Here is a 20,024-nt window from a genome sequence, read left to right as displayed (position 1 = left end):
TCCGTCTTCTGCGTCAAAATGCATTCCCAAGACGGTTCAATTCCAATACCATCGGCGCAAAGCAGGAACCCGTCATGGATCAGAATCTCTCTCGAATTGTCGCACAGGATAAGAATTTCCTGAATATCATTAATGGCCGGCGGGTCGCCGCACTCTCGCAGGAAACGATCACTGTTTTGTGTCCGTCCGATGGTTTGCCCTTCGCCACCATCCCGGCGGGCAATGCCGATGATGTGGATCGCGCCGTGCGCGCAGCGCGGCAAGCCTTCGAACACGGACCCTGGAGCCGGATGCCGGCTTTCGAGCGTGGCCGCCTGCTGACACGGCTCGGCCAGCTCGTCGAAGAGCATGGCGACGAACTTGCGGCGCTCGAATCGCGCGATACCGGCAAGCCGGTCCGTCAGGGCAAGGCGGATGTCGCCGCGACCATGCGTTACTATGAATTCTATGGCGGTGCCGCCGACAAGATCCATGGCGATACCATTCCCTTTCTCGACGGCTTCACGGCGCTGACGCTGCGCGAACCGCACGGCGTGGTTGCCGGCATCATTCCATGGAACTATCCGATGCAGATCATGGCGCGCGTGGTTGGCGCCGCATTGGCGATGGGCAACACGCTGGTCATCAAACCGGCCGAGGATGCCTCGCTGTCCGCCATCCGCATCGGTGAACTGGCCATTGAGGCAGGATTTCCCGATGGCGTTCTCAATGTCATCACCGGTTATGGCCGTGATGCTGGTGCCGCACTGTCATCGCATCCGGGGATTGATTACGTCACCTTCACCGGTTCGCCCGTCACCGGGACCGCGATCCAGCAGGCCGCCGCCGCGAACAATCGCGGCGTTACCATGGAACTGGGCGGCAAGTCACCGCAAATCCTGTTTGCCGATGCGGACGTGGAAAAGGCCCTGCCGGTTCTGGTCAATGCCATCATCCAGAACGGCGGTCAGACCTGCTCGGCGGGAAGCCGTATCCTGATCGAGCGTCCTCTCTATAATGACGTCGCTGCCGCCCTTGGCGAGCGCTTCAGCAAGCTTGTCGCCGCACCGCACGATATGGACCTTGACCTCGGCCCGATGGTGAACCCGGCGCAGAAGTGCAAGGTCGAGAACTTCATCACTTCCGCTGCCGAGTCCGGGATCGAGGTTGTTGCCCGCGGCTCCATTCATGTCGAAGCGCCCGTGGAGGGCTACTACGTCGCTCCCGTGCTTTTCGGCGCTGTCGATCCCGCGTCGGTTCTGGCACAGGAAGAAGTGTTCGGGCCGGTATTGTCGCTTTTCGCATTCGATGATGAAGCGGATGCCATCAGGCTTGCCAATGGTACCGATTACGGTCTCGTCGCGGGCATCTGGACCCGGGACGGTGCCCGCCAGCACCGTGTCGCCAAGAAAGTTCGCGCCGGACAGGTTTTCGTCAACGCCTATGGTGCTGGCGGCGGCGTCGAACTGCCGTTTGGCGGTTTCAAGAAGTCCGGTCACGGGCGGGAAAAGGGCTTTGAAGCGCTCTTCGATATGTCCGCAACCAAAACGGTCGTGTTCCGCCACGACTGACCGGGCCGACACCCGGAACAATCCCATTCAAGATCAATAGCATGAGGAAATGACATGACCCGTTTGGCAGGCAAGACAGCGATCATCACCGGCGCAGCCGCCGGTTTCGGCGAGGGAATGGCGAAGCGCTTTGCCGAAGAGGGGGCCAATGTCGTCGTCGCCGACCTGAACCACAAGGGTGCGGAAACGGTTGCTGCCGCCATTGGAAAAAAGGCGATTGCCGTAGAGGTGGACGTTTCGCGCAAACACGATATCGATGCGATGGTTGCTGCCGCAATGGATGCATTCGGCCGCGTTGACATCATGATCAACAATGCTGGGTTCACGCACCGCAATGGCTCGATGCTCGAGGTGGATGAAAGCACCTTCGACCTGATTACGGCCGTGAATATGAAGGCGATCTACTATTCAACGCTTGCCGTGGTGCCGATCATGGAAATGCAGGGCGGCGGCTCCATCATCACCACGGCGTCCACGGCTGGCCTGCGTCCGCGTCCCGGCCTCACCTGGTACAATGCGTCCAAGGGCTGGGCCATCACCGCGACGAAATCCATGGCGGTTGAACTGGCACCGAAGAATATCCGGGTCAATTGCCTGTGCCCCGTGGCGGGCGATACCGCGATGCTCAGCCTGTTCATGGGCGAGGACACGCCGGAAAAGCGCGCGCAGTTCAAGGCTTCGATCCCGCTCGGCCGCCTGTCGACACCGCTGGATATCGCCAATGCGGCCCTTTGGCTCGCTTCCAGCGAGGCCGAGTTCATCACGGGCGTGGCGCTGGAAGTCGACGGCGGGCGCTGTATTTAGACGGGATCAACTGATTTTGTCTTGAACGGGAAGCAGATCGGCCTACATCCGGAGTGTCGTCCAATTTCCCCAATGGCTGTATCCGGCTGATCGTGGTCCGATCAGCGGCGCGGCTCATCCTTCAAGGACATGATCATGACATCGAAACCCGTCTGGTTTATCACTGGCTGTTCAACCGGTTTTGGCCGCGAGCTGGCGCGCCATACGCTTGAACTGGGTTATCCCACCGTCATCACCGCACGTAACCCCGCACAGGTCGAAGATCTGGCGCGGGGCAATGAAGACAAGGCACTTGTCCTCAAACTCGACGTGACCAATGCGGACGATATTGCCGCTGCCGTCCAGGCGGCGGAAGCCCGCTTCGGCCGTATCGATGTGCTCGTCAACAATGCCGGTATCGGCTATTTCGGTTCGCTTGAAGAGAGCGACATCGATGAAGTGCGCAAGATGTTCGAAATCAACGTCTGGGGTCTCGTCAACATGACCCGGGCCGTCCTGCCCGTCATGCGCAAGCAGCGGTCAGGGACCGTCGTCAATATTTCATCGATTGGCGGTCTTGTGGCCAATTCGGCCGTGAGCTTCTACAATGCCACCAAGTTCAGCGTCGAAGCGATTTCGGAAGCCCTGTCCAAGGAAGTCGCGCACCTTGGGATCAAGGTTCTGATCGTGGAACCCAGTGGTTTCCGCACGGACTGGGCCGGACGTTCGGCCAACGAGGCACCCACGACCATTGAGGATTATCGCGAGACGTCCGATCAGCGCATGCAGCAGATCAGGACATCCAGCGGCAATCAGCCGGGCGATCCTGTGCGGGCGGTCAAGGCGATCGTCCAGGCCGTGGAAGCGGACACGCCGCCCCTGCGCCTGCTGCTTGGCAAGTTTGCACTCGCCGGAGCCCGCAGCAAGATTACCGAACTGCAGCGGGATTTTGATGCCTGGGCCGAGGTAACCGAAGGCGCCGATGCGCCGAAGGGATCCTGATCAAGCGAAAATGGCCGGCATTGCCGGCCATTTTTCATTCCGGCCTAAATCAGTTGGCGCAGGATCACGAACAGGGTGAATGACAGGGCAATCGACACCGGCAGTGTCAGCACCCAGGCCATCAGCAGGTTGCGCACCGTCGACATCTGCAGGCCCGAGCCGTTTGCCACCATCGACCCCGCCACGCCTGACGAGAGAATGTGGGTCGTGCTGACCGGCAGGCCCAGCGTGTCGGCAGTGAAGATCGTGCCCATGGCAACCAGTTCGGCCGAAGCACCCTGCCCATAGGTGAGGTGCGTCTTGCCGATCTTTTCACCGACGGTGACGACAATCCGCCGCCAGCCGACCATCGTGCCCAGACCGAGGGCCAGCGCCACGGCAACCTTCACCCAGGTCGGGATGAACTTCGTCGCATTGTCGATGGCCTGGTGATAGGTCTTGATGGTGGCAAGGTCGGCGGGCTGCATCGGCAGCAGTTTGGCCTTGTCGATCAGCTTCAACGCTTCGCCGGTCAGATACATGTTGTTGCGGGTGTTGCTGACCATGCCGACCGGAACCGTCGACGCGGAGCCATACGGCGATATGCTGGCATTGGTCTGGTCAATGAACTGGCGCAATGCGACGGTGGTTTCATCGCTCCATGTCTTGTTGCGCACCGCATTGCTGACCACCGCATTGGCATCGGTGACGGTGATGCCGGGCTTTTCATAGGAGCGCAGCGTTGTCGCGGCTGCGGTCGCGGCGGACTTGTAGGCTTCGAGATAATTGATGTCCGGGGTGCGGTTGAGCGCGAAGGATGTTGGCACCACGCCGATCAGGATCAGCATGATCAGGCCCATGCCCTTCTGGCCGTCATTGGAGCCATGGGCGAAGCTGACACCGGTACAGGTGAAAATCAGCAGGCCGCGGATCCACAAAGGCGGAGGAGTCTGGCCTTTCGGTGCTTCATAGAGGGCTTTGTTTTTGATCAGCAGCCGCATCGCCAGCAGCAGCAGGGCGGCCATGCCGAAGCCGACGAGCGGCGAAATCAGCAGCGACATGCCGACTTCCGTGGCCTTCGACCAGTCGACACCGCTGGTGGCAGTGCCTGTCGGTGCCAGGAACTGATTGGCGAGACCGACGCCGACGATCGAACCGATCAGCGTGTGCGAGCTGGAGGCGGGCAGGCCCAGATACCAGGTGCCAAGGTTCCACAGAATGGCGGCGGTCAACAGCGAAAACACCATGGCAAGACCGGCGCTCGAACCGACCTGCATGATCAGTTCCACCGGCAGAAGCGAGATGATGCCGAAGGCAACGGCACCGCTTGCGGTCATGACCCCGAGAAAATTGAAAATGCCCGACCAGATCACGGCGATCTCGGCGGGCAGCGAATTCGTATAGATCACCGTTGCAACGGCATTGGCGGTGTCGTGAAAACCGTTGACGAATTCAAAGCCCAGGGCCGTAACCAGCGCAAGCCCCAGAAGAATCCACGGCACGGCGACCGAACTGGTCAAATCCTGGGTGAGTGAATATCCGACATAAAAAAGGCCGCCGATCAGGATGGCGACCACCGCATAATTAGGCCAATTGCCTAAATTGCTTGGTTTGTCGAGCGGGTGTTCGTCTTTCAACAGACGTGTGTCAGTCGCATTGCTTACCGTCATCAGGAAATCCCCAGTATTTGCTTCAAACACTAGGGGGAACGCTAAGGCCGGCGCGTGAACTCTTGATGACAACTTGCGCGCGGACGTTTGAGCGTCTAACGCTTGAGACAGATAAAAACTATGGAAACGCCATGCATAAGGTTGTCATAAGCGGTACCGGTGTCTTTACGCCGGAACTCTCCATCAGCAATGCCGAACTCGTTGAAGCATTCAACAGCTATGCCGCGCGGCAGAATGAAATCCATGCCGATGAGATTGCGGCAGGCACGCGCGCACTGATGACGATGTCCGCGGAAGACTTCATCGTCCGTGCATCGGGGATCGAGCGGCGCTATGTGCTCAACAAGTCGGGAATTCTCGATCCGGCGATCATGCATCCTGTCCTGCCGGAGCGCAGTGACGATGAACTGTCAGTCATGGCCGAAATGGCGGTCAAGGCGGCAACCGCGGCGCTGGCCAAGGCCGGCCGAACCGCTGCCGACGTGGATGCCGTGATCTGCGCCGCCTCCAATCACGAGCGCCCCTATCCGGCGATTGCCATCGAGGTGCAGGAAGCGCTCGGGATACAGGGTTTCGGCTTTGACATGAACGTTGCCTGTTCGTCGGCGACATTCGGCATCCAGGCGGCGGCCGACATGATCCGTTCGGGATCGGCCCGTGCCATCCTCATGGTCAACCCGGAGATTTGCTCCGCCCATCTCGAATGGCGTGACCGCGACTGCCATTTCATTTTCGGCGATGTCTGCACGGCGGTGCTGCTGGAGCGCGACGACCTTGCAACCGCACCGGACCGGTTCGAGATCATCTCGACCCGCTGCCTGACCCAGTTCTCCAACAATATCCGCAACAATAACGGGTTCCTGCGCCGCACGCGCGAGGGCCACATGACCGACCGCCGCGACATGCTGTTCCGTCAGGAAGGCCGCAAGGTGTTCAAGCAGGTCGTGCCGATCGTCTCCGACCTGATCCTTACCCACCTTGCCGACGAGAATATCGCACCGGCGCATCTGTCGAGGCTCTGGCTGCATCAGGCCAACAAGGGCATGAACGATCTGATCGGCTCGAAGGTGCTGGGGCGTGAACCGGAAACGGGGGAACAGCCGAATATCCTGCAGGACTATGCCAATACGTCTTCGGCAGGATCGATCATCGCCTTCTCCCAATATTCCGACGACCTTGCACCGGGCAGTCTCGGCGTCATCTGTTCCTTCGGTGCCGGCTATTCCGTCGGCAGCGTGATTGTGAGGAAGGTGTAGCTTGGCGGCATCAGAGCCTGTCACCACGGCGAAAACGTTGCGGCCAGATCCGTCGGAGTTCCAGTCAGGTGATTTTGTGTGGCCGAAGAAGCCGGGGGTTATCGTTCCCTATTCCGCGGCCTACGCGCCTGACATGCGGCAGGTTCCAACCGATTTTTACGACAGGCAAAAATTCGAGACTGAGAAGCGTGCTTACCTGGAGCAGGTGGCGAAATCCGATCCGGATTTCACCGCAGCGCGGGAAGCCCGGCTCAACAGGCTGGATTTTGAAGAGTTCGCAAAACTATATCACGGGCCGCAAAAGCTGAGCAAGGAATCGCTGGGGACGGGATCAATCGTCTACGTCGGACATGTCGCTATTCTTGAAATTTGCGATGGCAAGCCGTTTGTGATCGAAGCCGTTTCCGGCAGGGGCGTTGTCAGGCAATCCTATGAAAATTGGCTTGCTTCCCGTCCTGGGGAAGAGGTCTGGCATGGCCGCGTTGCGGACCTGCCGCAGGAACAGCGCTCGGAAATACCAGCCGAAGCAAAAAAATATCTTGACCGCCCCTATGAATTCTTCAATCTGGATTTGAATGACGATTCCGGCTTCTATTGTTCCAAGCTTGTCTGGCTGGCGATCTTCCGCAGTTTGCAATTTGCCATCGATGACGATCCTGAGAGCGAGAGATTTTTCTGGTTCTCTCCCAAGCAGTTGATGAACGCCAGGCGAGTCGAGCTTCTCTACAGTCCCGGAAGCTATTTGGACAACTGAGGCTTGTTTGAAAGCGAATATCGCTCGGCGTCCCTGATTTCAGACAGGTGAACAAGTGCCGCCGCCGCTTTGCCCGCCGCCTCGACATAGCTGGCATCACGATGGACAAGCATGATGGAAAAGGCCCCGTCCATCAGCAGCACGATCTGCCGGGCGAGGGCTGGCGGCTCTTCCACTCCGGCTGTTGCCAGAACATCCGCCAGCCACGCCTCGAATTTCTTCTTGTGCGCGGAACCGATCTTGATGGCGGGGTGGCCGGGCATGTTGACCAGTTCGGCAGCTGTCCGCAGGAAACCGCAGCCCTTCCATTTTTTGTGCCGCGCAGCCCTGGCCAGATGGGTGAAGATCGCTTCGACCTTGTCCGCAACCGTGCCGTCCGCCGCGTTGAACCACTTGGCAAACAGCGCAAGATTGGGCTGGTCGCGCGACTGGAGATAGGCGGCAACCAGATCGTCCTTGCTCTTGAAATGATAGTATAGCGTCCGCTTTGTGAGCTCCGCCGCTTCCGCAACGGCATCCACGCTGACAGCACGAATGCCCTCCGCATAGAACAGGCGGCTGGCAGCATCGAGAATGCGGTCGCGGGTCGGGTCGGATGTCTTTGGCATGGCGATAAAGTATACTAACCAGTGAATATACACAATGCGCATGGAGCATTACATCTTCGGCCTTGATCCTTCCCAGTGAAAGGCAAAATCGATGTCCGATCCCGTGCTCTTCGAAATCAACGGCAATATCGCGTTTCTGACCCTGAACCGGCCGGAAAAGCTCAATGCCCTGAACTACGCAACCAATGATCTGCTGCTGCAGCTTCTCGATCGCATCGAGGATGATCCCGGCATCCGCGCCGTCATTCTGACAGGCGCGGGCGACCGGGCATTTTCGGCGGGCGGAGACATTCATGAATTCTCGCAGAGCATAGGCGAAGGCATCGATATCGCCGTCAGGGCGTTCGTGCGGCGGGGGCAGGCGATGACCGCGCGGATGGAGGCGTTTGGCAAGCCGATCATCGCTGCCGTCAATGGCATTGCCTTCGGCGGCGGTTGCGAAATCACCGAGGCGGTGCATCTGGCCGTTGCGAGCGAGCGGGCCGTGTTTGCCAAGCCCGAAATCAATATCGGCATCCCGCCGACCTTTGGCGGTACCCAGCGCCTGCCGCGCCTTGCCGGCCGCAAGCGCGCGCTGGAACTGCTGTTGACCGGCGATACCTTTTCAGCGGCGAGAGCCCTGGAACTCGGGCTGGTCAACAGGGTGGTTCCCCATGAAGACCTGCTTCCGGCAGCGCTTGAGCTTGCCGGCCGTATTCTGCGTCATTCCCCGGTGGTGGCTGCGGGCATCATCACCGCCGTCACACGCGGGTTGAACATGCCCATCGGCGAGGGGCTGCAGATGGAAAGCGAACAGTTTGCCCGCGTCGCCGCCTCGCACGATACGCGGGAAGGGTTGAATGCCTGGATCGGGCGGCGGGCCCCCGTGTACCGGGGGAACTAGCTGGGATTCAGATCCGGTCCATCAGGGCATACCAGCTGAGCGCGAGAAACAGCAGCGGCGCGCGGAAGGTGCGCCCGCCCGGAAAGGCCGGTACTTTCAGCTCTTCCAGCAGTTTCAGGCGGTCGCGGTTGCCGGCGACGGTCTCGGCATAGAGCTTGCCGACATAGTTCGACAGCATCACGCCATGACCGGAATAGCCGCCCGCCGAAATGACGTTGGGCATGACTTCGCGCACGAAAGGCTGCCGGGGCAGGGTGATGCCGACGGAGCCGCCCCAGGCCTGCGTGATTTCCACGTCGGCGAGTGCCGGATAAATCTCGGCGATCTGCCGGCGGATATGGGTGCTGATATCGAGCGGATTGTCTGCGGTATAGGCTTCCCGTCCGCCGAACAGCAGCCGCCCATCCTTGGAGCGGCGGAAATAGCGCACGACAAAGCGCGAGTCGTCGACACTTTCGCCGCCGGGCAGGACCGGACTGTCTTGGCCAAGCGGCACCGTGGCGCCGATGAACGAGCGGATCGGCATGACATGCGAAGCGCTGATCGGTTCGAGGTTGCCGCCATAGGCATTGACCGCGATCAGGCATTTGGCGGCCGTCACGTTGCCTTTGGCCGTTGCCACCGTCACCCGTCCGTTCTGCGAGGTGATGCCGGTAACCCGGGTATTCTCGTGAAGACGGGCTCCGGCCCGGGCTGCTGCTTGTGCTGTGCCAACCACAAGTTTCATCGGCTGGATATGACCGGTGCCCGCATCGTAGACACCGCCGAGATAGCGCGTGGAGCCGAGGCGTTCCGCTGTCTCCGCCGCATCCATGTAATGAATATGCGGATAGCCGAAACGGTTTGCCATCAGTTCCGCGTGGGCGCGGTAATCTTTCAGATAGCGCTTCTTGTGCACAACGGACATTTGCCCCGGCACGAATTCGATGTCGATCTTGTGCGTGTCGGCGAACTGCAGAAGGTGCGCCTTCGCCTCTTCGGCAAGGTCGAACAGCGCCTTGGCGCGGGTAAAGCCATACTGTCCTTCCAGCTCCTCCGCCCAGGCGCGCTGCCCGGTGCCGAGCTGACCGCCATTGCGCCCGGAGGCGCCGTCACCGAAACGGTAGGCTTCCAGCAGGACGACGTCGACACCCGCCGAGGCGAGGTGAACGGCGGCGGAAAGGCCGGTAAAGCCGCCGCCCACGATGACAACGTCGGCGGTGCGCGAACCGTCCAGTGCCGGATATTCGGTGCGATCCGCAATGGTCGACTCATACCAGGAGACGCCGGGGGAAATCGGTGACTGATAGGGCATGTTATGAAGCAATCTTGTTTGCTGGTTTGCTGCGCGACCATTGTGCGTGGTTCGACAAGCTCACCATAAGGGGAAGGTATTGGCTGCAATGCCGATTCTGCGATCCTCCATCTCCCACATGGTGAGCTTGTCGAACCACGCACAGTGCTCCTGCAACCAAAGAAACCTCACTCAAATCAGACGTTCAACAGCAGATATTCGCGCTCCCATGGACTGATAACCTCCATGAAAGTCTCGAACTCCGCCCGTTTGATGGCTGCATAGGTGATGGCAAAGGACTGTCCCAGCATGGCCGTCAGGTCCTTGTCCTGCTCGAACAATATGGTCGCCTCGATCAGCCCGCGCGGCAGTTCGATCAGATTGTCATTGACCGTGGTCGAGGCCGGTGCATCCGGCTCGATCCGGTTGTTCATGCCGAGCAGGCCGCAGGCGAGGGACGCCGCCAGGGCAAGATAGGGATTGGCGTCGGACGACGGAATGCGGTTTTCCACACGCCGGGCATTGGGGTCCGAACGCGGCACGCGGAAGGCCGTCGTGCGGTTGTCATAGCCCCATTTGACATTGACCGGCGCAGAAGCCGCCGGTGTCAGCCGCCGGTATGAATTCACGTAAGGCGCGAACATGACCAGAGAGGCCGGAACATGCTTCTGCATACCGCCGATGAAGTGGCGGAATGCCTCGCTTTCACTGCCGTCGGGATTGGAAAACACGTTGCGCCCGGTCTTCTTGTCGACGATCGACTGGTGGATATGCATGGCCGATCCGGGCTGGCCCTGGATGGGCTTGGCCATGAAGGTTGCATACATATCGTGCTTCAGCGCCGCTTCGCGGATCGTGCGCTTGAACAGGAACACCTGGTCCGCAAGCTCGACGGGATCGCCATGGCGCAGGTTGATTTCCAGCTGCGCCGCGCCTTCTTCATGGATCAGCGTGTCGATCTCCAGGCCCTGGCCCTCGGAGAAATGATAGATATCGTCGATCAGTTCATCGAACTCGTTGACGCCGGCGATGGAATAGCCCTGGCCGCCGCCGATGGCACGGCCGGACCGGCCGACAGGCGGGGTCAGCGGATAATCGGGATCGGGGTTCTTCTTGACGAGATAGAATTCGATTTCCGGAGCCACAACCGGCTTCAGGCCCTTCTTGCTGTAGGCGGCCACAACGCGCTTCAACACGTTGCGCGGGGTGAATTCCACCGCAGCGCCATCCTTGTTCACGAGGTCGCAAATGACCTGCGCGGTCGGGTCGCTCTCCCACGGCACGACCGAAAGAGTCGAGAGGTCAGGCATCAATTTCAGATCGCCATCGTCTTCCGGATAGGAAAAGCCGTAACCGTCTTCCGGATAGTCGCCAGTGATCGTCGCCATGAAGACGGCGGATGGAAGTGCCAGTGACGTATTGGACGTGAATTTCTTCGACGGCATCATCTTGCCGCGGGCAACACCAGCCTGATCAGGCGTGATGCATTCAATGTCTTCGATATCCCGCCAGGCCAGCCATTCGGAAGCTTCGCGCCAGTTTTTCACGCCGCGTGTGGCTTTGACATAGGCAGGCGTGCGCCGCCGCGTTGAAGTCCGTGCGGGTTTCTTCTCAGGGGTTTCAGAAGGCATCAATCACCAGAATTTATTACGGTTTTCGGATGATAGATCAAAACTCATCGCTATGGGAAGGCTGGCGCGAGAAAATTGTGGTCGTGTTTTTTGCCGTCAAAAACCAAAACCGTCCGCAATCGCTTGCGGACGGTGCAAAGGTACGAAGCTGAACTCTATGCGGCGTGTTTCGGCGTAACAGCAAGCTGCACACCCAGCGCCTTCAGGACGCCAAGCAAGGTGGTCAGTTTGGGATCGCCCTTGGCGCTCAGCGTTTTGTACAGGGCTTCCCGCGTGACACCTGCTTCCCTGGCAATTTGTGTCATGCCTTTTGCGCGGGCAACGATTCCAAGGGCGTCGGCAATATAGCTTGCATCGCCTGTTTCAAATGCATCGCTCAAGAGTTCGGCCTGTGACTCCGGCGTATCGAGATAGCGCGCCGGGTCGAAGGGGGTTGTCCTGATCGTCATTTTTCTTTCTCCAAATCCGCAGCGAGAGCTTTAGCCTTCCGGATGTCTTTCTGCTGGCTGCTTTTGTCGCCACCGCACAGAAGAATGATCAAGACCGTTCCATGCTGGACAAAATAAAGGCGATAGCCGGGGCCGTGGTGAAGACGAAGCTCGCTGATACCCTCGCCGACAGGCTGCACGTCGCCGCTGTGCCCATGCCGAAGACGCACAATCCTTTGCGCTATCATATGCCTGGCGTGCCTGTCCTTCAGGCGATCCAGCCAATCCGCGAAGACCTGGGTTTGACGTATCTCAAGCATGTAATAATTAGATTACAAATGCGATGACGTCAATCAATCCAGACTTTCGGGTAATTCGCCGTCAAAAACCAAAACCGTCCGCAATCGCTTGCGGACGGTTCAGCGCGCCGTGCTGGTTCCAGACCGAAACCAGAGAAGGCCACGGTGAGCTATTGCCGGGTGACGACCACCGGGATCAGCAGGTCGCCCCAGTTGCCGTCGCCGCCATGGTGGCGGGCGGAGCGGACCAGCTCCACGGACACGCCGGCATCCACTGCCTTCATGACGGATTGGTTGAGGCGATGCAGATCATTCGCGACCATGCGAATGACAGCCTGCTGGTCTGCATTCATGGCCGATGATTGCTCCTCGGCCCGTTCCTTCACGCGTGTCTGCGGTGCCATGATGATGCTCCTTGTTTCTGGCGTTGCAGTGGAACAATCAAATGATTGTCCCGTATGGACCGGCGGCATGTAAGGGCCTCGCCGACGGTCCGGATTGGGTGCCTGTTACTCGGCTGCCGGACGGAACTGTGCCGTCTCGGTCGATTCCTTCATGGCCGTCGTCGACGACTGACCGCCCGTGATGGCCAGCGAGACCGCATCGAAATAGCCCGTACCAACTTCGCGCTGGTGTTTCGTGGCGGTGTAGCCGTTAACCTCGGCTGCGAATTCCGCTTCCTGCAGCTCCGAATAGGCGGACATCTGACGATCCTTGTAGCCGCGTGCCAGCTCGAACATGCCGAAGTTGAGCTGATGGAACCCGGCCAGCGTGATGAACTGGAACTTGTAGCCCATTGCACCCAGCTCGTGCTGGAACTTGGCAATCGTCGCTTCGTCCAGATGCTTCTTCCAGTTGAACGACGGCGAGCAGTTGTAGGCGAGCAGCTTGTCTGGATGTTGCTTGCGCACGCCTTCGGCAAAGCGCTTGGCCTGTTCGAGATCCGGCTTCGACGTCTCGCACCAGATCAGGTCCGCATGCGGCGCATAGGCAATCGCCCGGGCGATGCAGGAGTCGAGACCGTTCTTGACCTGATAGAAGCCTTCCGTGGTCCGTCCCGCATCATAATCGACGAAGGGGCGGTCGCGCTCGTCAATATCCGAGGTCAGAAGCTTTGCGGCTTCCGCATCCGTGCGGGCGATGACCAGGGTCGGCGTTCCCATGACGTCGGCAGCAAGCCGCGCGGCATTCAGGTTGCGGATATGGGCAGCGGTCGGGATCAGAACCTTGCCGCCGAGATGGCCGCACTTCTTTTCCGATGCCAGCTGGTCCTCATAATGCACACCCGCTGCACCGGCCTCGATGAAAGCCTTCATGATCTCGAAGGCATTGAGCGGGCCGCCGAAGCCGGCTTCCGCGTCGGCAACGATCGGTGCGAACCATGTATCGACTGACAGGCCCTTGCCTTCCGCGGTTTCGATCTGGTCGGCGCGCTGCAGCGTCTTGTTTATGCGTTTCGCAAGCTCCGGCGCAGCGTTTGCAGGGTACAGTGACTGGTCAGGATACATGGCGGAAGCGGTATTGGCGTCGGCTGCAACCTGCCAGCCGGAGAGATAAATCGCCTTAAGGCCCGCACGCACCATCTGCATCGCCTGGTTGCCCGACAGAGCGCCAAGGGCATTGACGAAGCCGTCTTCGTGGATGAGTTGCCACAGTCGGTTGGCGCCGTTTTCAGCAAGAGTATATTTGATCTGAACCGAACCGCGCAGTTTTTTGACATCGTCAGGCGTATAGGGACGTTCAATACCATCGAACCGACCTCCCGGAGCATTGGGTACGAGATTGTAAAAATCAGTCATTATCTTTCTCCAGCTTCTGTTGACGCGATCGCAGACAGGTCGTTTGGGAGTTTCGATGGCTGCGTTCATGTGACTGAATTTACATTGCGGTGCAGTAATTCCAATAAATATCGCCGTAATTGGCGGATTTATCGAGTTAGCATGTCTCTGCTTTGACAAATATGATTTGTAAATCTGTAAATTTTGTAATATTGGTTGATTGCCTGAAATTGTGTAAATTTTGTCAATATTGCTGACATAAGGGGTGGAAATGGCTGAAGGCAAGATTTTCGCCGGTCCCCGCATCCGGCGCATCCGCAATGAGCAGGGGCTGACGCAGACGGCCATGGCCGAAGCGCTGGGCATTTCGCCGTCCTACCTCAATCTCATCGAGCGCAACCAGCGTCCGCTGACGGTGCAGCTGCTGTTAAAACTGTCATCGACCTACAAGATCGAACTCGACACGCTGCAGGCCGAGACCGGCTCGTCCATGGCGGCACTGAAAGAAGTGTTTTCCGATCCTTTGCTCAATGGTGAATTGCCCGGCGACCAGGAGCTGATCGAGATCGGCGATGCCGCACCCAATGCGGCAGCCGGTGTCATCAAGCTTTATCGCGCCTATCGGGAATCGCTGGAGCGCCTGTCCGACCTCTCGGGAATGCTGGCAAAGGAAGGGCATGTGCCGTCGCTGTCGGCGACGCGTTTGCCGCTCAGCGAAGTGCGGGAAGTGCTGGAGCGCAAGCCCAATCATTTTGCCCGCACAGAAGGGGAGGTCGACAGCTTCATCCATCTGATCAAGCCGGGCGATGATCTCTCAGGCGCCTTGAAGGCATGGCTGAAAAGCGAGCATGGAATCACGGTGCGCGTCCTGCCGGTCGCGACCATGCCGAACTGGCGGCGGCGCTATGACCGCCATTCGCAGCGCCTGTTCATCTCGGAACGGCTGTCGCCATTCGATCAGCTGCGTGAACTGGCCATCGAGGCGGTGCTCATCCGCATGCAGGTGGTCATCGCGGCGGAGATCCAGGAGCTGAAGCTATCCTCCGACGAAGCGCGCCGCATCGCCCGGTTCGAATTTGCCCGCTATGCCGCCCAGGCCCTGATGATGCCGTATCAGGCGTTCCAGACCGCTGCCCTGCGCGCCCGCTATGATGTCGATGTGCTGCGCTCGCGTTTCAATGTCTCCTTCGAGCAGGCGGCCAATCGGTTGACGACCCTGCAAAGACAGGGGGCTGCCGGCATTCCGTTCTTCATGCTGGAGGTGGATCATGCGGGCAACCGCTTCCGCCGGGCCGGGGCACAGGGCTATCCGCAATCGCGCTTCGGCGGCGAGTGTCCGAAGCTGGCGGTGCATGCCGCCTTTGCCCAGCCGGGGCAGATTCTGGTGGAAGCCATCGAGATGCCGGGTGGCGCTGAATTCATGACCATTGCCCGCACGCTTGAGGGGCCGCAAGGCAGTTTCAATGAACGCCCGCGGCGCACGGCGATCCTGCTCGGCTGCGATATCGGTTTCGCCGATGAAACGGTTTATGGCGCTGCGCTCGGCGGCAGGAATATCGGTGCGACGCCGGTCGGTCCGGCCTGCCGTCTCTGCGAGCGGTCCGCCTGTCTTTCGCGTGCCGAGCCGCCGGTCACCCGTCCGCTGGGGCTGGATGAGATGGTGACGGGCCTGAGTGCTTTCGATTTTCAATGATGCCGCTGGATTTGCGGGCGAAAACGATGCAGAAAGCGACAATCGCCAGTCGTTTCCCAAACTCACCGCAGATTTGAAATTTGGCATTGTACCCGCATGAGTGTTTCGTCCGTCCCGCTGCCGCCGGTTGCTGCGCCCGATCCCGCAAAGAGCGCGTCGGAGACCGCGGTCGGCTGCCTGCTGGTTGCGGGCTCGGCAATCGCCTGGAGCACGGGCGGTGCTCTGACCCGCTTTCTCGATACGACGGATAACTGGACCGTGGTGTTCTGGCGGTCGGTATTCGCCGGGCTTTTTCTTTTGTGTTTCATGCTGGTCCGCGATGGTCCGCACGGAACGTTGCGGCTGTTCCGCAACATGGGGCTGGCCGGGGTGGGCGTCGGCATCTGTTTTGCCATCGCGTCGTCCTGCTTCATCGTTGCCCTGTCCTACACGACGGTCGCTAATGTCCTGCTGCTCCAGGCGGCGGTGCCGCTGCTGGCAGCGCTGATTTCCTGGGTGCTCTTTCGCGAAAGGGTCAGCCTTGCAACCTGGGGTGCCATTGCCGTGGTGATTGCCGGCGTTGCCATCATGGTTTCCGATTCGCTGGATGGCGCAGTTTCCCCCATCGGCGACCTTCTCGCCTTGCTGATTGCCATCGCCTTTGCGTCCGCCACGGTGATCACGCGGCGCAAGGCGCATCTGCGCATGACGCCCGCGGTTTTTCTCGGCGTGGTGATGGCCGCCTGTGCGGCCTCGGTGATGAGCGGATCATTCTCGGCGAGCGCGCGGGATTTCGGTTTCCTGTTTGCTCTTGGGGCTGTCAATCTCGGTCTTGGCCTTGCTCTTTTCGTCAGTGGCGCCCGTCTTATCCCCTCGGCGCTCGCCGCATTGATCGGAACGCTCGAGCCTGTGCTTGGGCCCGTCTGGGTCTGGCTTTTGCACAATGAAGTCCCGACGCAGCGCACCATCATCGGCGGCGGTATCATCCTTTGTGCGTTGCTCTTTCATCTGGGCTGGGAATACCGGCGCCAGCGTGCGGCTTCGACACGAAAGCCACCAGCCTGACGCCGTGCGCCAAAATGCGGCGATCAAAATTGCGTTGATCAGCAACTTTAGATGAGGGAGTTGCTGCAACCCTGTTGACGAAGTGATCGCAATCTAAAAAGGTAGGGGAAATTTGGGAACCCCTGGCACGGCTGAAAGATCAGGTGCCAGCAGCATGGAGGCATTTTATGGGTATCAAATCCATCCTTTTAACGGCCACTTTCGCCCTTGGGCTTGCCACGGCAGCCGGCGCGCAGGAACGCGTTGTCAATGTCTACAACTGGTCCGATTATATTGATGACAGCATCCTGGCTGACTTCACCAAGGAAACGGGCATCAAGGTTGTCTATGATACCTTCGACTCCAATGAAATCCTCGAAACCAAGCTGCTGGCAGGCGGAACCGGTTACGACGTTGTCGTTCCGACCGCATCCTTCCTGCAGCGCCAGATTGCCGCCGGTGTGTTCCAGAAGCTCGACAAGTCGAAGCTGCCGAACCTGAAGAACATGTGGGATGTGATCAACCAGCGCATCGAAAAATATGATCCGGGCAATCAGTACGCCGTCGACTACATGTGGGGCACCACGGGCCTTGGCTACAATGTCGACAAGATGAAGGAAATTCTCGGAACGGATGCGCGTCCGAACTGGGATATCCTGTTCAAACCGGAAATGGCGGCCAAGTTCAAGGATTGCGGTGTCCATGTGCTTGATTCTGCCTCGGATGTCCTGCCGTCCACGCTGGCCTATCTCGGCCTCGATCCGGACAGCAAGAATCCCGACGATCTCGCCAAGGGCGCGGACCTGTTGACAGCGGTTCGCCCGTCGATCCGCAAGTTCCATTCGTCGGAATATATCAATGCACTCGCTGCCGGCGATATCTGTCTGGCACTCGGCTATTCCGGCGATATCCTGCAGGCCAAGTCGCGTGCGGAAAAGGCCAATGCCGGTGTGAAGCTGGACTACGCCATTCCGTCGCAGGGTGCGCAGATGTGGTTTGACGTGATGGCCATCCCTGCCGATGCACCGCATGTGGCCGAAGCGCACGAGTTCATCAATTACATCATGCGTCCGGAAGTTGCGGCGAAAGCCTCGAACTTCGTGTCCTATGCCAATGGCAACAAGGCCTCGCAGGAATTCATCGACAAGGCCATTCTGGAAAATCCGTCGGTCTATCCGGATGCGGCCACATTGGCCAAGCTCTTTACCGTGACGCCTTATGACACGAAAACGCAGCGAACCGTCACGCGGCTCTGGACCAAAGTGGTAACAGGCCAGTAAATCTCGAGAAAACCCCGGCAGAAAATGCCGGGGTTTTTAACGTCAAGACCAAAATGCCGGGGCAATCATGAAATCACTGGGAAGCTTTCGCCGTAAATTCGCACCTTGGAATGATCCTGAAGCAAAACCCTATATTTCCTTCGAGAATGTAACCAAAAAGTTTGGTGACTTTACCGCTGTCGATGACTTGTCCCTGACGATCTACAATCGTGAATTCTTTGCCCTTCTCGGCGCATCCGGCTGCGGCAAGTCCACGCTCCTGCGCATGCTGGCCGGATTTGAAGAACCGACCTCGGGCCGTATCCTGCTGGACGGTCAGGATATGCGCGGCATCCCGCCCTACAAGCGGCCGGTCAATATGATGTTCCAGTCCTATGCCCTGTTCCCGCACATGACGGTCGAGGGCAACATCGCTTTCGGTCTGAAGCAGGATGGCATGCCGAAGAATGAAATCGACGCGCGTGTTGCGGAAATGCTCAAGCTGGTCAAGCTCGAGCAGTTCGCCAAGCGCAAACCGCATCAGCTGTCCGGCGGCCAGCGTCAGCGCGTGGCGCTTGCCCGCTGCGTTGCCAAACGGCCAAAGGTCCTGCTTTTGGATGAACCGTTGGGGGCACTCGACAAGAAGCTGCGTGAAGAAACGCAGTTCGAGCTGATGGACCTGCAGATGAAGCTTGGCCTGACCTTCGTCGTCGTGACGCACGACCAGGAGGAGGCCATGACCATGGCCGATCGCATCGCCGTCATGGACAAGGGTAAAGTCAAGCAGGTGGCAACGCCCGCGGAAGTCTACGAAGCCCCGAATTCCAAGTTTGTGGCGGATTTCATCGGCAATGTGAACATGTTCGAAGGTACGGCCTCGACAGTGATGCCCGGCAAGGTCGACATCGATGTCCCGGCCGACAGGATCACCATTCGCACGGATGCAACGCGCGACTGTTCCACCGGCCAGTCCGTCGGGTTTGCCATCCGCCCGGAGAAGATCCGCCTCAGCCGCAAGGAACCGGCAAACACTGCCGTCAACGCGGCGCATGGCGAACTCTACGATATCGCCTATTTCGGCGACATGACGGTTTTCCACGTCCGGCTTGAAAGTGGCCGGATCATCAAGGCTGCCAGTTTGAATGCGGTGCGCACGGTCGAAGACCCGCTTGGCTATGACGACAAGGTCTGGGTCAATTTCGATACCGACGCCGGCATCCTGTTGACGGCTTAGGGGGCTGCCATGCAAAAATTGATCGCGTCCGTCGTCAGCCGCCTCGTCATCAGCGTTCCCTATCTGTGGATGCTGATTTTCTTCCTCATCCCGTTCATCATCGTCTTCAAGATTTCACTCTCGCAAGTGACGATGGCGATACCACCCTATACGCCGACGATTGATGTCTGGGCGGGCTGGCAGGGGCTGATCAACAGCGTGTCGCAGTTCTCCTGGGACAACTATACCTTCCTCGGCAGCGACCCGCTCTATGTCAAAGCCTATCTGTCCAGCGTGATCATTGCCGCCATTTCGACATTCCTGACGCTGCTGGTGGGCTATCCCATCGCCTACGGCATGGCGCGCGCGCCCGCCACTGTCCGGTCAACCCTGCTGATGCTGGTGATCCTGCCCTTCTGGACAAGCTTCCTTATCCGCGTCTATGCGTGGATCGGTATTCTCAAGCCCGAGGGGCTGCTCAACCAGTTTCTCCTATGGGCCAATGTCATCCACACGCCCCTGAACATTCTCAACACCAATACCGCGGTGCTGATCGGCATTGTCTATTCGTATCTGCCGTTCCTGGTGCTTCCGATCTATTCGACGCTGGAAAAGATGGATTATTCCCTGGTTGAGGCGGCGGAAGATCTTGGCTGCCCGCCCATCACCGCCTTCTGGAAGATCACGTTCCCGCTGTCGCTGCCCGGCGTTGTCGCCGGATGTTTCCTTGTCTTCATTCCGGCCGTCGGCGAATTCGTTATTCCCGATCTTCTCGGCGGGTCGGAGACATTGATGATCGGCAAAACCTTGTGGAACGAGTTCTCCGCCAACCGTGACTGGCCGCTGTCTTCCGCGGTCGCCGTGGTTCTGCTGGCGCTGCTCGTCGTGCCCATCGTGCTGTTCCAGCGGTCGGAAGCCAAAGCCCAGGAAAGCGAGAAGTGA

19 protein-coding genes are annotated in these 20,024 nt (G+C 59.1%); 11 read left to right on the top strand and 8 right to left on the bottom strand.

The features are described 5' to 3' along the window. The first annotated feature begins 74 nt into the window (after positions 1 to 74). The 3 genes from J1W56_RS03375 to J1W56_RS03365 all read left to right on the top strand — a co-directional run bounded on the left by J1W56_RS03375 (position 75) and on the right by J1W56_RS03365 (position 3,335). Positions 75 to 1,550: an aldehyde dehydrogenase family protein gene (locus tag J1W56_RS03375; protein WP_223611771.1), complete on the top strand. Its 1,476-nt coding sequence runs from the start codon at positions 75 to 77 to the stop codon at positions 1,548 to 1,550. Positions 1,551 to 1,604: 54 nt separating this feature from the next. After that, complete coding sequence (locus J1W56_RS03370) at positions 1,605 to 2,354, top strand: SDR family oxidoreductase (protein ID WP_223611769.1); 750 nt, start codon at positions 1,605 to 1,607, stop codon at positions 2,352 to 2,354. A gap of 135 nt (positions 2,355 to 2,489) precedes the next feature. Next, positions 2,490 to 3,335 carry an oxidoreductase gene (locus J1W56_RS03365; RefSeq protein ID WP_223611768.1) on the top strand — a complete coding sequence of 282 codons (846 nt, stop codon included), beginning with the start codon at positions 2,490 to 2,492 and terminating at the stop codon, positions 3,333 to 3,335. Positions 3,336 to 3,379: 44 nt separating this feature from the next. Here J1W56_RS03365 and J1W56_RS03360 read toward each other — a convergent pair whose 3' ends face one another. Continuing rightward, positions 3,380 to 4,984, bottom strand: coding sequence for an inorganic phosphate transporter (locus tag J1W56_RS03360; RefSeq protein WP_223611766.1), 1,605 nt, complete (start codon positions 4,982 to 4,984; stop codon positions 3,380 to 3,382). Between the two features lie 131 nt (positions 4,985 to 5,115). Between J1W56_RS03360 and J1W56_RS03355 the strand changes: the two genes are divergently transcribed. After that, on the top strand, positions 5,116 to 6,240 hold the full coding sequence (locus J1W56_RS03355) for a beta-ketoacyl-ACP synthase III (protein WP_223611764.1): 1,125 nt from the start codon (positions 5,116 to 5,118) through the stop codon (positions 6,238 to 6,240). A 1-nt stretch (position 6,241) separates the two neighbouring features. After that, positions 6,242 to 6,994, top strand: a complete 753-nt coding sequence (locus tag J1W56_RS03350) for a YiiX/YebB-like N1pC/P60 family cysteine hydrolase (protein ID WP_223611762.1) — start codon at positions 6,242 to 6,244, stop codon at positions 6,992 to 6,994. Here J1W56_RS03350 and J1W56_RS03345 read toward each other — a convergent pair. Beyond that, positions 6,979 to 7,602, bottom strand: coding sequence for a TetR/AcrR family transcriptional regulator (locus J1W56_RS03345; protein ID WP_223611760.1), 624 nt, complete (start codon positions 7,600 to 7,602; stop codon positions 6,979 to 6,981). The two genes, J1W56_RS03350 and J1W56_RS03345, sit on opposite strands and share 16 nt — an antisense overlap. Positions 7,603 to 7,693: 91 nt before the next feature. Between J1W56_RS03345 and J1W56_RS03340 the strand changes: the two genes are divergently transcribed. Continuing rightward, positions 7,694 to 8,485: a crotonase/enoyl-CoA hydratase family protein gene (locus J1W56_RS03340; protein ID WP_223611758.1), complete on the top strand. Its 792-nt coding sequence runs from the start codon at positions 7,694 to 7,696 to the stop codon at positions 8,483 to 8,485. 7 nt (positions 8,486 to 8,492) lie between these two features. On the opposite strand, the gene J1W56_RS03335 is transcribed toward J1W56_RS03340, so the two are convergent. From J1W56_RS03335 to aceA, 6 genes are all read right to left on the bottom strand, one after another. Continuing rightward, a complete protein-coding gene (locus J1W56_RS03335) occupies positions 8,493 to 9,779 on the bottom strand; it encodes an NAD(P)/FAD-dependent oxidoreductase (RefSeq protein ID WP_223611757.1) in 1,287 nt (428 codons plus the stop codon). A 176-nt stretch (positions 9,780 to 9,955) separates the two neighbouring features. Beyond that, a complete protein-coding gene (locus J1W56_RS03330; RefSeq protein WP_223611756.1) occupies positions 9,956 to 11,389 on the bottom strand; it encodes a glutamine synthetase family protein in 1,434 nt (477 codons plus the stop codon). A gap of 155 nt (positions 11,390 to 11,544) precedes the next feature. Next, on the bottom strand, positions 11,545 to 11,838 hold the full coding sequence (locus tag J1W56_RS03325) for an addiction module antidote protein (RefSeq protein WP_223611754.1): 294 nt from the start codon (positions 11,836 to 11,838) through the stop codon (positions 11,545 to 11,547). After that, the gene (locus J1W56_RS03320) at positions 11,835 to 12,137 is read right to left on the bottom strand and encodes a type II toxin-antitoxin system RelE/ParE family toxin (protein ID WP_223611752.1); all 303 of its coding nucleotides are present in this window, start codon (positions 12,135 to 12,137) and stop codon (positions 11,835 to 11,837) included. The genes J1W56_RS03325 and J1W56_RS03320 overlap by 4 nt, the downstream gene beginning before the upstream one ends. A gap of 149 nt (positions 12,138 to 12,286) precedes the next feature. Then, a complete protein-coding gene (locus tag J1W56_RS03315; RefSeq protein ID WP_027230260.1) occupies positions 12,287 to 12,520 on the bottom strand; it encodes an SMc00767 family acetate metabolism repressor in 234 nt (77 codons plus the stop codon). Between the two features lie 105 nt (positions 12,521 to 12,625). After that, a complete protein-coding gene (aceA, locus tag J1W56_RS03310) occupies positions 12,626 to 13,915 on the bottom strand; it encodes an isocitrate lyase (RefSeq protein WP_223611751.1) in 1,290 nt (429 codons plus the stop codon). Between the two features lie 250 nt (positions 13,916 to 14,165). Between aceA and J1W56_RS03305 the strand changes: the two genes are divergently transcribed. From J1W56_RS03305 to J1W56_RS03285, 5 genes are all read left to right on the top strand, one after another. Beyond that, positions 14,166 to 15,587: a helix-turn-helix domain-containing protein gene (locus J1W56_RS03305; RefSeq protein ID WP_223611749.1), complete on the top strand. Its 1,422-nt coding sequence runs from the start codon at positions 14,166 to 14,168 to the stop codon at positions 15,585 to 15,587. 96 nt (positions 15,588 to 15,683) lie between these two features. After that, positions 15,684 to 16,631, top strand: a complete 948-nt coding sequence (locus tag J1W56_RS03300) for a DMT family transporter (RefSeq protein WP_223611747.1) — start codon at positions 15,684 to 15,686, stop codon at positions 16,629 to 16,631. A gap of 167 nt (positions 16,632 to 16,798) precedes the next feature. Further along, positions 16,799 to 17,890: a polyamine ABC transporter substrate-binding protein gene (locus J1W56_RS03295; protein WP_223611745.1), complete on the top strand. Its 1,092-nt coding sequence runs from the start codon at positions 16,799 to 16,801 to the stop codon at positions 17,888 to 17,890. Positions 17,891 to 17,957: 67 nt separating this feature from the next. After that, positions 17,958 to 19,103: an ABC transporter ATP-binding protein gene (locus J1W56_RS03290; protein WP_223611743.1), complete on the top strand. Its 1,146-nt coding sequence runs from the start codon at positions 17,958 to 17,960 to the stop codon at positions 19,101 to 19,103. A gap of 9 nt (positions 19,104 to 19,112) precedes the next feature. After that, positions 19,113 to 20,024, top strand: a complete 912-nt coding sequence (locus tag J1W56_RS03285) for an ABC transporter permease subunit (RefSeq protein WP_223611742.1) — start codon at positions 19,113 to 19,115, stop codon at positions 20,022 to 20,024.

Origin of the sequence: Phyllobacterium calauticae, from assembly GCF_019991125.1 — a bacterium.
Lineage (GTDB): Bacteria > Pseudomonadota > Alphaproteobacteria > Rhizobiales > Rhizobiaceae > Phyllobacterium > Phyllobacterium calauticae.
This window is presented reverse-complemented; position numbering and strand designations above follow the sequence as displayed.

Bases quoted from the DNA above. Each gene is read 5' to 3' on its own strand.
- J1W56_RS03375 (WP_223611771.1), top strand. From the start codon at position 75: ATGGATCAGAATCTCTCTCGAATTGTCGCACAGGATAAGAATTTCCTG.
- J1W56_RS03370 (WP_223611769.1), top strand. From the start codon at position 1,605: ATGACCCGTTTGGCAGGCAAGACAGCGATCATCACCGGCGCAGCCGCC.
- J1W56_RS03365 (WP_223611768.1), top strand. From the start codon at position 2,490: ATGACATCGAAACCCGTCTGGTTTATCACTGGCTGTTCAACCGGTTTT.
- J1W56_RS03360 (WP_223611766.1), bottom strand. From the start codon at position 4,984: ATGACGGTAAGCAATGCGACTGACACACGTCTGTTGAAAGACGAACAC.
- J1W56_RS03355 (WP_223611764.1), top strand. From the start codon at position 5,116: ATGCATAAGGTTGTCATAAGCGGTACCGGTGTCTTTACGCCGGAACTC.
- J1W56_RS03345 (WP_223611760.1), bottom strand. From the start codon at position 7,602: ATGCCAAAGACATCCGACCCGACCCGCGACCGCATTCTCGATGCTGCC.
- J1W56_RS03340 (WP_223611758.1), top strand. From the start codon at position 7,694: ATGTCCGATCCCGTGCTCTTCGAAATCAACGGCAATATCGCGTTTCTG.
- J1W56_RS03335 (WP_223611757.1), bottom strand. From the start codon at position 9,779: ATGCCCTATCAGTCACCGATTTCCCCCGGCGTCTCCTGGTATGAGTCG.
- J1W56_RS03330 (WP_223611756.1), bottom strand. From the start codon at position 11,389: ATGCCTTCTGAAACCCCTGAGAAGAAACCCGCACGGACTTCAACGCGG.
- J1W56_RS03325 (WP_223611754.1), bottom strand. From the start codon at position 11,838: ATGACGATCAGGACAACCCCCTTCGACCCGGCGCGCTATCTCGATACG.
- J1W56_RS03320 (WP_223611752.1), bottom strand. From the start codon at position 12,137: ATGCTTGAGATACGTCAAACCCAGGTCTTCGCGGATTGGCTGGATCGC.
- J1W56_RS03315 (WP_027230260.1), bottom strand. From the start codon at position 12,520: ATGGCACCGCAGACACGCGTGAAGGAACGGGCCGAGGAGCAATCATCG.
- aceA (WP_223611751.1), bottom strand. From the start codon at position 13,915: ATGACTGATTTTTACAATCTCGTACCCAATGCTCCGGGAGGTCGGTTC.
- J1W56_RS03305 (WP_223611749.1), top strand. From the start codon at position 14,166: ATGGCTGAAGGCAAGATTTTCGCCGGTCCCCGCATCCGGCGCATCCGC.
- J1W56_RS03300 (WP_223611747.1), top strand. From the start codon at position 15,684: ATGAGTGTTTCGTCCGTCCCGCTGCCGCCGGTTGCTGCGCCCGATCCC.
- J1W56_RS03295 (WP_223611745.1), top strand. From the start codon at position 16,799: ATGGGTATCAAATCCATCCTTTTAACGGCCACTTTCGCCCTTGGGCTT.
- J1W56_RS03290 (WP_223611743.1), top strand. From the start codon at position 17,958: ATGAAATCACTGGGAAGCTTTCGCCGTAAATTCGCACCTTGGAATGAT.
- J1W56_RS03285 (WP_223611742.1), top strand. From the start codon at position 19,113: ATGCAAAAATTGATCGCGTCCGTCGTCAGCCGCCTCGTCATCAGCGTT.